A 12,570-nucleotide genomic window follows, 5' to 3' on the forward strand; every position below is an offset into this window, starting at 1 on the left:
GGGCCCAATCTCGGATGCAAACACGCTGCCGCGGCGGGATCAAGGCCGCGCCGCGGCTCTCGGGGAACGCGTTACGCTCAGGCGGCCGCCGGCTCGGGGCGCTTCTCGATCACCTCGTCGATGAGCCCGAACTCCTTGGCCGCGTCGGCGGTCATGAAGTTGTCGCGCTCCAAGGCGGTGTGGATGGCGTCGTACTCACGCCCGGTGTGCTTGACGTAGATCTCGTTCAGGCGCCGCTTCAGCGCCTCGATCTCGCGGGCGTGGATCAGGATGTCGGTCGCCTGACCCTGGAAGCCGCCCGACGGCTGGTGGACCATGATCCGGGCGTTCGGCAGGGCGAAGCGATGGCCGGGCTCACCGGCGGTGAGCAGGAGCGAGCCCATCGAGGCGGCCTGGCCGACACAGAGCGTCGTCACCGGGCAGCGGATGAACTGCATCGTGTCGTAGATCGACAGGCCGGAGGTGACCACGCCGCCGGGGGAATTGATGTAGAAGGAAATTTCCTTCTTCGGATTCTCCGCCTCGAGGAACAGGAGCTGCGCCACGATCAGCGAAGCGCCGTAATCCTCCACGGGCCCGGTCAGGAAGATGATCCGCTCGCGCAGCAGGCGGGAGTAGATGTCGAAGGCGCGCTCGCCGCGGCTCGATTGCTCGACGACCATCGGCACGAGCGCGTTGTTGTAGACGTCGATCGGATCTCTCATCTCGTCCTGCCCAGAGTGAGGCCCGGGACCGCCGCGAATCAGGGCAGCCCCGGACATGTCAGCGAACACCGGCGATGCTTAACCATCGCCTAATTCTTGCCCGCCGTCCTCGGACAGGGCGGGTCTCAGTCGGCCTTGGGCTCGGTCTTGGATTCGACCTTGGCCCCGGCCTCGTCTGCCGGCTTGTCGCCGGTCGTGTCGTCGTCATCATCGTCTGCGAAAAGCGCCTCTTTCGAGACGGGCTCCTCGACGAGTTTGACCTGCCCGAGGACGTGGTCAACCACCTTTTCCTCGAACAGGGGCGCGCGGAGTTCCGCGAGCGCCTGCGCATTCTTCCGGTAGAAGTCCCAGACCTGCTGCTCCTGGCCCGGGAACTGCCGGACCCGGGCGATGAGGGCCTGGTTCACCTCGTCATCCGAGACCTTGATATCGGCGCTCTCGCCGACCTGCGCAAGCACGAGACCGAGACGGACGCGCCGTTCCGCGATCTTGCGGTATTCGGCCTGGGCCTTCTCCTCGGTGGTGTCCTCGTCCGCGAAGGTCTTGCCCCGGGTCTTGAGGTCCTGCTCGACCTGCGCCCACACGGCGGCGAATTCCTGCGCCACCAGGGAGGGGGGCAGCTCGAAGGCGTACTTGGTGTCCAGCGCGTCGAGGAGGTCCTTCTTGAGGCGGCGGCGCGAGGCCGTCTCGTAGTCCCGGCCGATCGCCTCGGACACGGCCTCACGGAGCTTCTCCAGCGACTCCATGCCCATGGTCTTGGCGAACTCGTCGTCGACCTTGGCCTCGCCCGGCGCCTGGATCTTCGTGACGGTCACGTCGAACTCGGCATCCTTGCCGGCGAGCTGCTCGGCTCCGTACTCGGCCGGGAAGGTCACCTTCACGAGGCGCTTGTCGCCGACCTTGGCGCCGACCAGCTGCTCCTCGAAGCCCGGGATGAACGAGCCCGAGCCGAGCTCCAGGTCGATGCCCTCGCCCTTGCCGCCCTGGAACTCCTCGCCGTCGATCCGGCCGATGAAGTCGATCGTGGCACGGTCGCCGGTCTGAGCCTCGGCGCCCTCATCCCGATCGGCGAACGGACGGCCCTGGCCGGCCATGCGCTCCAGCGCCTCGTCGACCTCCGTGTCGGAGGGCTTGGCGACCTGCTTGGTGAGGCTGACGTCGGACAGATCGGCGAGCTCGAAGCTCGGCATCACCTCGAGGGCCACCTTGAAGGCGAGGTCGCCCTTGGCGTCGAGCGCCTTCTCGACCTCGGCCTGATCGGTCGGGAACTCGACCTGCGGCTCGAGCGCGAGCTTGAGCCCGTTATCGGTCACGATCTTGCGGTTGGCCTCGTTGACGGCGTTCTGCACCACCTCGGCCATCACGGAGCGGCCGTAGACCTTGCGCAGATGCGCGACCGGCACCTTGCCGGGGCGGAAGCCCTTCAGCTGCACCTTGTCCTTCATGCCGGACAGCTCTGTAGTCAGGCGCTCCTCGAGTTCCTGGGCGGCCAGATGAACCTGAAACTCGCGCTTCAGGCCATGGGTGGCGGTCCCTTGGGCGTTGATCTCGGTCACCTGCATCGTCGTCGTCGCTCTTCAAAAAAACCTGGGTTCGCCGACCGGGCCGGCGTCGTGCTCGCGCGGACCGGGATGCCGAGATGTCGGGTGACGGGATCGGGGCGGCCCGCTGGGACCACACCTTCAGGAAAGGCCCTGGTGCGGGCGGAGGGGCTCGAACCCCCACGTCTTGCGACACTGGAACCTAAATCCAGCGCGTCTACCAGTTCCGCCACGCCCGCGCGCGCCGACATCCGGCGCATCGCCGGCCGCCGGAAGCGGGCCCTATAGCATGGGCCGGCGGGGCCGCAGCAAAAAACTTGTGCTGTGGCGCCCGGGCCGCCGCACCGCTATGGAGCGGGTCCGTCGCGAGAAGCAGCCGAGACTTCATGCCGCCATCCCGCCCCGTGCCGCCAGCCGATTCGCAGGCCGGCGCCCCGTCGCGAAGGACCCTGCTGGCGGCTGCCGCCGCCTTCGGGCTCGCGCCCGAACCGGGGCAAGCCCAGCCCCCTGCACCTGCGCCCGCCGCACCTGCGCCCGCCGCACCTGCGGCGGCCCAGGCGGAGCCCCCTGCCCTGCCGGCGGCTCCCGGGAAGGCGCGGTTCCGGCCGGAGCCCGCGCCGGAGACGCCAATCTGGTGCTTCGACGGCAAGGCCCAGCCCCCGACCATCCGGGTGAAGCTCGGCCAGGCGGTGCGGTTGAAGGTCGAGAACCGGACCGACAAGCCCCTGTCGCTGCACTGGCACGGGGTGCGCAACATCAACGCCATGGACGGCGTCGGCGGCGTGACCCAGGCGCCGATCCCGCCCGGCGGCGACTTCCTCTACGCATTCACGCCGCCCGACGCCGGCTCCTTCCTGATCCGGCCCCTGGTGGTCGGCGGCGCGAGCGAGCCCTCGGGCCGCGGGCTCGCCGGCATGTTGGTCGTCGAGGAGATGAACCCGCCGGCGATCGACGCGGATGTCGCCGTCATCCTGCAGGATTGGCGGCTCCAGGACGACGGCACGCTGATGCCGTTCGGGCAGGTGCCGCTCGCCGCGAGCAACGGGCGGCTCGGCAACCTCGTCACGGTCAACGGCAAACCGGTGCCCGATACCTTCGAGGCGCGCCCCGGCGCCCGGGTCCGCCTGCGGCTGGGCAATGCCTGCAACGCCCGGGCGACGCGCATCAAGTTCGAGGGCGTGAAGGTCTATGTGGCGGCGGTCGACGGGCAGCCGACCGACACGTTCGAGCCGCTGCGGGCCACCCTGCCCTTCCCGCCCGGCACCCGCTACGACCTGATGGTCGACTTGCCGGACAATGAGGGCGCCACCTGCGAGATCCAGGCGCTGATCGGCAAGGGCCTGACGCTGGCGAGCGTCACCACGAAGGGCCCCCGGATCACCGAGAAGCGGCCGCCGATCGGACCGATCGGCGAGAACAAGCGGCTGCCGGCCGAGGTCAAGCTTCAGAACGCCCTGCGCCGCGACGTGCTGATCACCGGCGGTGCCTTCGTGCCGAAAGACAAGAAGGACGGGGCCGCCCCCGATCCGGTCTATACCGGCGACCCGCAGAAGATCTGGTCTGTGAACGGGATCAGCGGCACCACCGGCCTTCCGCCGATCTTTACGGTGAAGCGCGGCCAGGTCGTGGTGCTGGCCCTGCGCAACGAGACCGCCTTTCCGCAGGCGCTCCACCTGCACGGGCACTGCTTCCGCCTGCTGCACCCCCTGGATGACGGTTGGGAGCCCTACTGGCTCGACACGTTCCAGTTGCTGGAGGGCCGCACCGCCCGGATCGGCTTCCTGGCCGACAATCCCGGCCGCTGGCTGATCAGCGCCACCGTGCTGGAGCGGTTCGACACCGGCCTCTGGACGTGCTTCGAAGTCACGTAGCGCAGGTTCTTCGCGATCAATCCGCCGAACCAGCCGCAACTTCGAGATCGTTCAGCACCGCCGGCATCAGCTCCGGAATGTCCTCGGCGATCAGCCCCGGCCCGTGACGCAGGCCGGCATCCCCGTGGAGCCAGACGGCGGCGGCGGCGGCCTCGAACGGCTCCATGCCCTGCGCCATCAGGCCGGCGATCAGTCCAGCCAGGACATCGCCCGACCCTGCGGTCCCGAGATAGGGGCTGCCATGATCGTTGATCGCCGCCCGCCCATCCGGGCTGGCGATGACGGTATCGGCACCTTTGTAGACCACGACGGCGCCGGTGAGGGATGCCGCGGCGCGGGCCCGGGCGACCTTGTCGGCCCCCTCGGCCATGGCTGGCGTGCCGTCGAACAGCCGCGCGAACTCGCCGGCATGCGGCGTCAGCACGGCCCGCGCCGCACCGTCCTCCAGATGCGCGGCAAGGAGCCGCGCCTGACCAGAAAAGCTCGTCAGCGCGTCGGCATCGAGGACGAGGCCGCGTCCCGCAGAGGCCGCCACCGCGACGCGTTCCCGGGTCGGCTCGCCGGCGCCGAGACCGGGCCCCGCCAGCACCACGTTGAGGCGCTCGTCGGTGAGCAGGTCATCGAGGTCGTCGGCGATCTCGCAGGGACGCAGCATGATCGCCGTGAGGTGGGCGGCGTTCTCGGCCAGCGCGCCGGCCGGTGAGGCGATCGTGACGAGGCCGGCCCCGATCCGCAGGGCGCCCCGTGCGGCCAGCCGCGCGGCGCCGGTCTTCGTGGCGGGGCCCGACAGCACCAGGGCGTGGCCACGGGTATATTTGTGGCTGGCTCCGGTGAGCCGCGGAAACGCCGTCGCCCACAGGTCGGGGCCGTTCCGGTCGAGCGGCGCCCCGCAGGCGGCCAGACCCGCCTCCAGGGCCGCCGGTCCAGTGCCGATATCGGCGACGCTCAATCGACCGCAGAGGCTTCGCCCCGGCTGCAGCAGGTGGCCCGGCTTGAGTGTCACGAACGTCACGGTCTCGGTCGCCCGGATCGCCGCACCGCGGACGGCCCCGGTATCGCCGTCGATGCCGCTCGGAATGTCGACGGCAAGGATGGGATGTCCGCTGGCGTTCACGGCCTCGACCAGCGCGCGGGCATCCCCGTCGAGGTCCCGCGACAGACCCGCACCGAACAGCGCGTCGATCACGAGATCGCAGGGCGGGAGTTCCCCGGAAACGATCGGTCCGACCGGCCCGGTCCAGGCATTAGCCGCCAGGGCGGCATCGCCCGTCAGCGTTCCGCGATCGCCAAGCAGCCGCAGATCGACCGCGTAGCCGTCCTCGGCCAGGAGGCGCGCGGCCACGAAGCCGTCGCCGCCGTTGTTGCCGGGTCCGCACAGGACGAGGGCGCACCCGCCCGCCGGCAACCGAGCCCGGGCCCGGGCCGCCACCGCGGCGCCGGCCGCCTCCATGAGCGTGCGCCCCGGGATCCCGCCGGCGATAGCCGCGGCATCGACCTGTCTCATGGCCGCAACCGTCAGCAACCGCATGTTGGCCTCCTGTTTGCCCGTGAGCCGACCAGACTTGGCGAAAAGCGCGCCAGAAAACCAGGAAACGCCCGCATGATGTGCAAGAGTCGCACAGAGATCGGGCATTCTGGTTGGACACGCCGTCAAATCGGCATGGCGAACCCGTCACGGGGATGTTAGAAATACTCCGCATCGTAGCGCGGGCCCGGGCGGCATGAAGAAGATCGAAGCGATCATCAAGCCTTTCAAGCTCGACGAGGTGAAGGAGGCGCTCCAGGAGGTCGGCCTCCAGGGCATCACCGTCATCGAGGCGAAGGGTTTCGGCCGCCAGAAGGGCCACACGGAGCTCTATCGGGGCGCCGAATACGTGGTCGACTTCCTTCCGAAGGTGAAGCTCGAGATCGTGCTGTCTGACGCGCTGGTCGAGGGCGCCGTGGAAGCGATCCGCAAGTCGGCCCAGACCGGTCGGATCGGCGACGGCAAGATCTTCGTGTCGACCATCGAGGAAGCGATCCGCATCCGCACCGGTGAGACCGGGACCGACGCGATCTGACGGCGACCGGCGCGCACATCCGTAGCCGCCGCTCCCGATCTGCCTAAGAATGCACACTGCGCGAATGTCCGGCATCGGCGCGCTTCGCCCTGGAGCGCAGCCTCCGGCACCCCACATCCTCGGGAACGGCCGGCACGATCGGTCGCTTGAATTCCGTGCAGGAGGATGTGCAATGGCCGATATGGACCTACGCGAGACGGCCAAGATCTACGATCTGACCGCTTTCCGCCGCGCCCGGGCGTTACCGCGGGTGACCGCGGCGATCAAGCCGGCTGCTGTGCCGAGCTTCGGAGGCGGCGCGTGGTATCATGATGCTGCGATCCGCGAGGACGAGCGGCCGCGCCGATCCTGAGCCATCCGCTCCCGGCACAGCAGGTGACGCGTCCCGTCGGCTCACAGAGCGCGCTCGGCGTCATCCTCGATCGATCGGTTTCGAACTGTCCCTCTGCAGGGTCCGAAAACGGCGAAGCCGGACCCGAGGGCCCGGCTTCGTTGATGGTAGGGTGGGCTCCGCGTCTTACGCGGCTGCAGCGGCCTCGGTCGGCACGGAAGCGACGGTCTTCAGCACCTGCGAGGCGATCTGGTAGGGGTCGCCCTGAGAGTTCGGACGGCGGTCTTCCAAGTATCCCTTGTAGCCGTTGTTGACGAACGAGTGCGGCACGCGGATCGAGGCACCGCGGTCGGCCACGCCGTATGTGAACTCGTGGATCGAGGCGGTCTCGTGCTTGCCGGTCAGGCGCATGTGGTTGTCCGGACCGTAGACAGCGATGTGCTCCTCACGGGCGCTCTTGAACGCCTCCATGAGCTTCTCGAAATACGCCTTCCCGCCATGCTCGCGCAGAAAGGAGGTCGAGAAGTTGCAGTGCATGCCCGAGCCGTTCCAGTCGGTGTCGCCGAGCGGCTTGCAGTGGTACTCGACGTCGATGCCGTACTTCTCGCAAAGGCGCTGCAGCAGGTAGCGGGCCATCCACATCTCGTCGGCGGCCTTCTTGGAGCCCTTGCCGAAAATCTGGAATTCCCACTGCCCCTTGGCCACCTCGGCGTTGATGCCCTCGTGGTTGATGCCGGCATCCAGGCAAAGGTCGAGGTGCTCCTCGACGATCTGGCGGGCGACGTCGCCGACGTTCGAATAACCGACGCCGGTGTAGTACGGGCCCTGCGGAGCCGGGTAGCCCGAGGTCGGGAAGCCGAGCGGGCGGCCGTCCTTGTACAGGAAGTACTCCTGCTCGAAGCCAAACCAGGCGCCGGCATCATCCAGGATGGTGGCGCGCTTGTTGGATGCGTGCGGGGTCGTGCCATCCGGCATCATCACTTCGCACATCACCAGCACGCCGTTCTTCCGGGCCGGATCAGGGAAGTGGCGCACGGGCTTGAGCATGCAGTCGGAGCTGCCGCCCTCGGCCTGCTTCGTGGACGAGCCATCGAAGCCCCACATCGGGAGCTGCTCGAGGGTCGGGAAGCTGTCGAATTCCTTGATCTGCGTCTTACCGCGGAGATTCGGGGTCGGCGTGTACCCGTCGAGCCATATGTACTCGAGCTTGTATTTGGTCATTCCGGTTCTCTCGTCCGTATCGATGCGCGACCGGGGTACCCCTGGGCAACGCGAACGGCTTGCCGCCTCTCCGACGGCCGCCGTCGCGCACGCATAGGTCGTGCCAAACGGACGACCACGCGCTGCGGGTACCGCCTTCGATGTTGGTTTTCGCGATCACGGACGCGAGAGTGCGCCACCATCGAGCCCGATCGTCCCACCACCGCGCCGATTCCCGCGCCCTGCGGGTGGCAACACGCGCCCGTGACGGATATCAAGCGCCGCTCGCTGGTGCTGCCCGACTGAGATCGGGTGCGTCGCGAGCGCGTTTCCGAGCAATCCCTGGAGGATGCCCACGATGACCACTGCGGCCGAGGTGCTGAAGACGATCCGGGACAACGACGTGCGCTACGTGGACTTCCGGTTCACCGATCCGCGCGGCAAGTGGCAGCACGTCACGTTCGACGTGTCGCTCATCGATGAGGAGATCTTCGACGAGGGCACCATGTTCGATGGCTCCTCGATCGCCGGCTGGAAGGCGATCAACGAGTCCGACATGCTGCTCATGCCGGATCCGGCCACCGCCACCCTGGACCCGTTCTTCTCGGCCGCGACCCTGTCGATCGTCTGCGACGTGCTGGAGCCGGCCACCGGCGAGCCCTATTCCCGCGATCCGCGCGGCACCGCCAAGCGCGCCGAGGCCTACCTGCAGCAGACCGGCATCGGCGACACGATCTATGTCGGCCCCGAGGCCGAGTTCTTCGTGTTCGACGACGTGAAGTTCGCCGCCGACCCGTACCGCACCGGCTTCGAGCTCGACTCGACCGAGCTGCCGACCAACGGCTTCACCGATTACGAGGGCGGCAACCTCGGCCACCGGGTGCAGACCAAGGGCGGCTACTTCCCGGTCCCGCCGCAGGATTCGGCGCAGGACATGCGCGGCGAGATGCTGGCCGCCATGCAGTCGATGGGCGTGAAGGTCGAGAAGCATCACCACGAGGTGGCGAGCGCCCAGCACGAGCTCGGCATGAAGTTCGACACCCTGACCCTGCTCGCCGACCACATGCAGATCTACAAGTACTGCATCCACAACGTCGCGCAGAGCTACGGCAAGTCGGCGACCTTCATGCCCAAGCCCGTCTACGGCGACAACGGCTCGGGCATGCACGTCCACCAGTCGATCTGGAAGGACGGCCAGCCGGTCTTCGCCGGCGACAAGTATGCCGGCCTCAGCCAAGAATGCCTCTGGTACATCGGCGGCATCATCCGCCACGCCAAGGCGCTCAACGCCTTCACCAATCCGTCGACCAACTCGTACAAGCGTCTGGTGCCGGGCTACGAGGCACCGGTGCTGCTCGCCTACTCGGCCCGCAACCGCTCGGCGTCCTGCCGCATCCCGTGGACCAAAAGCCCGAAGGCCAAGCGCGTCGAGGTCCGCTTCCCCGACCCGATGGCGAACCCCTACCTCGCCTTCTCGGCGCTGCTGATGGCCGGACTCGACGGCATCCGCAACAAGATCGACCCGGGCCCGGCCATGGACAAGGATCTCTACGAGCTGCCCCCGCGGGAGCTGAAAAAGATCCCGACCGTGTGCGGCTCCCTGCGCGAGGCCCTGACCAGCCTCGACAAGGACCGGGCCTTCCTCAAGGAGGGCGGCGTGTTCTCGGATGACCAGATCGACTCGTTCATTGAGCTGAAGATGGCCGAGGTGCTGCGCTACGAGATGACCCCGCACCCGATCGAGTTCGTCCAGTACTACTCGCTGTAAGATATGAGGAGCCGGGCGCGACGCCCGGCCTGACGTTGTCATGGGCCGGGGCCTTTTAGGAGCTCCGGCCTTTTGTTTGGGCTTCGCGCCAATCGATTACCCGCGGGTCGGGGCAGCAACCCGTTCAGAGGATGGCCGCATGCTCACCCTCGACCATCTCGTCATCGTCGCGCCGGATCTCGCGGAGGGCGTGGCGCATGTCCGCGACAGCCTTGGTCTGTCGATGCCGGAAGGCGGGCGCCATCGCGAGATGGGCACCCGCAACCATCTGCTACGTCTCGGCGATGCGGTTTTCCTGGAGGTGATTGCCGTCGATTCCGAGGCGCCCACCCCATCCCGCGCCCGCTGGTTCGGCCTGAGCGGCCCGGCACGCGTGCGGGCGGACTGGGAAGCAGGCCGGCGGCTGCGGGGCTTCGTCGCCCGCACAGACGATCTCGTCGGCGTGCTCGCCGCCCAGGGCAACTTGCTGGGACAAGCCGCCACGATGACCCGCGGCGCCCTGTCGTGGCGTTTCGGCGTGCGACCGGACGGGGCTTGGCCGGCGGATGGCGCCGCGCCGCACGTAATGGATTGGGGACTCAGCAGCAACCCCGCTCGGACGATGCCGGATTTCGGGGCCCGGCTCGATGCGCTGATCCTGACGCATCCGGATCCGGACGCTGCGCGAGAGCTTCATACAGCGCTCGGGCTCGTGGAGCCTCCGGAGATCGTACGGGGCGACGGCCCGCGCTGGACCGCCCGGATCACGACGCCATCCGGCTTCCGGACGCTGACCTGACCGTCCGGTAGTCCGGCACGGCTTCTCAACTGTGCGAAAAGATGTCCACCTCGGGCCAGCCTTCGAGGTCGAGGCGCGCGCGGGTCGGCAAGAAGGCGAAGCAGGCGGCGGCGAGATCGGTGCGGCCTTCGCGGGCGAGCATCGCGTCGAGCCGATCGCGGGCGGCGTGGAGATGGAGCACGTCGGACGCCGCGTAATCGAGCTGCGCCTGCGACAGGGTCTCGGCGCCCCAGTCGGAGGATTGCTGCTGCTTCGACAGGTCGACGCCAACGAGTTCGCGCACCACGTCCTTGAGCCCGTGGCGGTCGGTATAGGTGCGGGCGAGCTTCGAGGCGATCTTGGTACAGTAGACCGGCTGCGGCATCACGCCGAGGGCCTTGTAGAGCACCGCGACGTCGAACCGCGCGAAGTGGAAGATCTTCAGCACACCCGGATCCGCCAGGACGCGCTTGAGCACCACGGGCTCCAGGCCGCCCTGCGGGACCTGCACCACGTCGGCCGTGCCGTCGCCGGTGGAGATCTGCACCACGCAGAGCCGGTCGCGGTGGGGGTTGAGGCCGAGCGTCTCGGTGTCGATGGCCACCGCCCGGCCTGCATCGTAATTGGCGGGCAGGTCGCCGCGGTGAAGGCGTACGGTCGGGCTCGGCATCTTTTCGGACCTTGAGGGTTTTCGGCCGGTAGCATCGGTGCCAAGTGGCGGCAAGCGAATGGGGTCAGCGGCGGGGAGACAGATATGACGGCAGCCGAGGTGATCGCGACCCTGGGGCTCAAACCCCATCCCGAGGGCGGCCACTACCGCGAGACCTTTCGCGATCCGCGCACCGTCGGCGGCCGCTCGGTCGGCACGGCGATCTACTTCCTGCTCGACCTCGGCGAGGTCTCGACGTGGCACCGGGTCGACGCCACCGAGATCTGGCATTGGCACGCCGGCGCGCCGCTGGTGATCACTACGAGCCCGAACGGGCACGATGCCGAAGCTCGGCATCTCGGACCGGATCTCGCCGCCGGCCAGCGCCCGCAATGCGTGGTGCCGGCGGGCCATTGGCAGACCGCCACCAGCCTTGGCGCCTGGACGCTCGTCGGCTGCACGGTCTCACCGGGCTTCGACTTTTCGGGGTTCGAGATGGCGCCGCCGGATTGGCGGCCGACGCCGCGGAGTTAGACCTGTTTCGGTGCCGCCCGCGAAGCCCGCACCGCCGTCAGCGCGCCAGCCACAATCAGCAGGCAGGCGAGCGCAAGGGCCGGCCCGGGGCTGGCATAGCCCGTGACCACGAGGATCAGCGTCGAGAGAACCGGCGCCGCGTAGGCCGTGACGCCGAGCAGCCGGACGTCGCCGCGCTTGCAGCCGATATCCCAGAGATAGAAAGCAGCCCCGACCGGTCCCAGGCCGAGCAGCAGGACCGCACCCCACTGGATCGCGTCGGCCGGCCAGACCGTCGTCTCGAAGGCGAGGTGGCAGACGAGGCTGAGCGCGGCCGTCGCGAGGCAGAAACCCGCGACCGCGTCGGTCGGCACCTGTCCGACCCGGGCCGAGAGAACCGAATAGCCGGCCCATACGAAGGCCGCCGCGAAGGAGGCCGCGTAGCCCGGCAGCGCCCCGGCGGGGAAGTCGAGATCGCCCCGCCCGGTGAACAGGGCCGCGACGCCGGCGAGACCCAGGAGCGCACCGGCGAGGTGGCCCGGACGCAGCCCCTCGGATCCCGGCAGGCGGGCGGAGAACAGCACGATCAGCAGCGGCCAGAGATAGTTGATCAGCCCGGCCTCGGCCGGCGGCGCGAGGCGCAGGGCGCTGAAGTAGAGGGCGTGATAGCCGAACAGGCCGCCGACCCCGAGCAGCCAGACCGGCCATGGCTGGAGCAGGGCGCGGGCGCGGGCCGGACGCGCGATCCAGACGGCACAGCCGCACAAGCCGCCGAGCAGGAACGTCATGGCGGCGAGCTGGAACGGGGGCACGGCGCCCGACGCCGCCGTGAACAGGGCGAGGAGCGACCAGAGCGCGATCGCGCCAAAGCCCGCCAGAGTCGCGGCGGAGCGGCTCATCGGGCGGGACGATATCGGCGCGGATCCACTCATGACCGGCCGCTACCATGCGGGGCTCTGAGTCGGCGAGACCGCGGGTCAAGCGGGCTTGGCTCGGCCTGATCGCCTCGTCCCTGGGGCACTCCGGCCCGCGGGAGGATTGCGGCTGCGATCATCGAGCGATCGAGCCGGTCGTGACCGGGGACGGCGCCATCCTCCGCCTGCCCCACCAGCTGTGCGGGCAGGTTGGCATCACGGGCGTATTGTAGGACCCGCTCAGGACGGCCTTCTTGTGGTG

12 protein-coding genes and 1 tRNA gene are annotated in these 12,570 nt (G+C 68.7%); 6 read left to right on the forward strand and 7 right to left on the reverse strand.

The features are described from left to right. Nucleotides 1–77: 77 nt before the first annotated feature. The 3 genes from MKK84_RS07510 to MKK84_RS07520 form a co-directional block, all read right to left on the reverse strand. Nucleotides 78–704, reverse strand: coding sequence for an ATP-dependent Clp protease proteolytic subunit (locus tag MKK84_RS07510; protein WP_243918202.1), 627 nt, complete (start codon nt 702–704; stop codon nt 78–80). A gap of 125 nt (nt 705–829) precedes the next feature. After that, the gene (gene tig, locus MKK84_RS07515) at nt 830–2,266 is read right to left on the reverse strand and encodes a trigger factor (protein ID WP_243918211.1); all 1,437 of its coding nucleotides are present in this window, start codon (nt 2,264–2,266) and stop codon (nt 830–832) included. A 133-nt stretch (nt 2,267–2,399) separates the two neighbouring features. After that, nucleotides 2,400–2,484 (reverse strand) — tRNA-Leu (locus MKK84_RS07520). A gap of 147 nt (nt 2,485–2,631) precedes the next feature. On the opposite strand from MKK84_RS07520, the gene MKK84_RS07525 reads away from it, so the two are divergent. Then, nucleotides 2,632–4,116: a multicopper oxidase family protein gene (locus tag MKK84_RS07525; RefSeq protein ID WP_243918213.1), complete on the forward strand. Its 1,485-nt coding sequence runs from the start codon at nt 2,632–2,634 to the stop codon at nt 4,114–4,116. A 16-nt stretch (nt 4,117–4,132) separates the two neighbouring features. On the opposite strand, the gene MKK84_RS07530 is transcribed toward MKK84_RS07525, so the two are convergent. After that, nucleotides 4,133–5,644, reverse strand: a complete 1,512-nt coding sequence (locus MKK84_RS07530) for an NAD(P)H-hydrate dehydratase (RefSeq protein ID WP_243918215.1) — start codon at nt 5,642–5,644, stop codon at nt 4,133–4,135. A 193-nt stretch (nt 5,645–5,837) separates the two neighbouring features. Between MKK84_RS07530 and MKK84_RS07535 the strand changes: the two genes are divergently transcribed. Further along, complete coding sequence (locus MKK84_RS07535) at nt 5,838–6,176, forward strand: P-II family nitrogen regulator (protein ID WP_003600526.1); 339 nt, start codon at nt 5,838–5,840, stop codon at nt 6,174–6,176. 172 nt (nt 6,177–6,348) lie between these two features. Then, nucleotides 6,349–6,528: a DUF2735 domain-containing protein gene (locus tag MKK84_RS07540; RefSeq protein WP_243918217.1), complete on the forward strand. Its 180-nt coding sequence runs from the start codon at nt 6,349–6,351 to the stop codon at nt 6,526–6,528. Nucleotides 6,529–6,693: 165 nt separating this feature from the next. On the opposite strand, the gene MKK84_RS07545 is transcribed toward MKK84_RS07540, so the two are convergent. Beyond that, the gene (locus tag MKK84_RS07545; RefSeq protein WP_243918226.1) at nt 6,694–7,728 is read right to left on the reverse strand and encodes a glutamine synthetase beta-grasp domain-containing protein; all 1,035 of its coding nucleotides are present in this window, start codon (nt 7,726–7,728) and stop codon (nt 6,694–6,696) included. A gap of 337 nt (nt 7,729–8,065) precedes the next feature. Between MKK84_RS07545 and glnA the strand changes: the two genes are divergently transcribed. Then, nucleotides 8,066–9,475, forward strand: a complete 1,410-nt coding sequence (glnA, locus tag MKK84_RS07550) for a type I glutamate--ammonia ligase (RefSeq protein ID WP_243918229.1) — start codon at nt 8,066–8,068, stop codon at nt 9,473–9,475. Nucleotides 9,476–9,614: 139 nt separating this feature from the next. Beyond that, nucleotides 9,615–10,253, forward strand: coding sequence for a VOC family protein (locus MKK84_RS07555; protein ID WP_243918230.1), 639 nt, complete (start codon nt 9,615–9,617; stop codon nt 10,251–10,253). A 25-nt stretch (nt 10,254–10,278) separates the two neighbouring features. Here MKK84_RS07555 and MKK84_RS07560 read toward each other — a convergent pair whose 3' ends face one another. Next, a complete protein-coding gene (locus MKK84_RS07560) occupies nt 10,279–10,902 on the reverse strand; it encodes a ribonuclease D (RefSeq protein ID WP_243918232.1) in 624 nt (207 codons plus the stop codon). 84 nt (nt 10,903–10,986) lie between these two features. On the opposite strand from MKK84_RS07560, the gene MKK84_RS07565 reads away from it, so the two are divergent. Then, nucleotides 10,987–11,415, forward strand: coding sequence for a cupin domain-containing protein (locus MKK84_RS07565; RefSeq protein WP_243918234.1), 429 nt, complete (start codon nt 10,987–10,989; stop codon nt 11,413–11,415). On the opposite strand, the gene MKK84_RS07570 is transcribed toward MKK84_RS07565, so the two are convergent. After that, entirely contained in the window at nt 11,412–12,293 is an 882-nt protein-coding gene (locus MKK84_RS07570; RefSeq protein WP_243918236.1) for a DMT family transporter, read from the reverse strand. The two genes, MKK84_RS07565 and MKK84_RS07570, sit on opposite strands and share 4 nt — an antisense overlap. Nucleotides 12,294–12,570: the final 277 nt, after the last annotated feature.

The sequence above is a fragment of the Methylobacterium sp. E-065 genome (assembly GCF_022829605.1).
GTDB lineage: Bacteria > Pseudomonadota > Alphaproteobacteria > Rhizobiales > Beijerinckiaceae > Methylobacterium.

Coding starts and splice junctions, on each gene's coding strand:
- glnA (WP_243918229.1), top strand. CDS start 8,066: ATGACCACTGCGGCCGAGGTGCTGAAGACGATCCGGGACAACGACGTG.
- MKK84_RS07555 (WP_243918230.1), top strand. CDS start 9,615: ATGCTCACCCTCGACCATCTCGTCATCGTCGCGCCGGATCTCGCGGAG.
- MKK84_RS07525 (WP_243918213.1), top strand. CDS start 2,632: ATGCCGCCATCCCGCCCCGTGCCGCCAGCCGATTCGCAGGCCGGCGCC.
- MKK84_RS07570 (WP_243918236.1), bottom strand. CDS start 12,293: ATGAGCCGCTCCGCCGCGACTCTGGCGGGCTTTGGCGCGATCGCGCTC.
- MKK84_RS07545 (WP_243918226.1), bottom strand. CDS start 7,728: ATGACCAAATACAAGCTCGAGTACATATGGCTCGACGGGTACACGCCG.
- MKK84_RS07565 (WP_243918234.1), top strand. CDS start 10,987: ATGACGGCAGCCGAGGTGATCGCGACCCTGGGGCTCAAACCCCATCCC.
- MKK84_RS07530 (WP_243918215.1), bottom strand. CDS start 5,644: ATGCGGTTGCTGACGGTTGCGGCCATGAGACAGGTCGATGCCGCGGCT.
- MKK84_RS07510 (WP_243918202.1), bottom strand. CDS start 704: ATGAGAGATCCGATCGACGTCTACAACAACGCGCTCGTGCCGATGGTC.
- tig (WP_243918211.1), bottom strand. CDS start 2,266: ATGCAGGTGACCGAGATCAACGCCCAAGGGACCGCCACCCATGGCCTG.
- MKK84_RS07560 (WP_243918232.1), bottom strand. CDS start 10,902: ATGCCGAGCCCGACCGTACGCCTTCACCGCGGCGACCTGCCCGCCAAT.
- MKK84_RS07540 (WP_243918217.1), top strand. CDS start 6,349: ATGGCCGATATGGACCTACGCGAGACGGCCAAGATCTACGATCTGACC.
- MKK84_RS07535 (WP_003600526.1), top strand. CDS start 5,838: ATGAAGAAGATCGAAGCGATCATCAAGCCTTTCAAGCTCGACGAGGTG.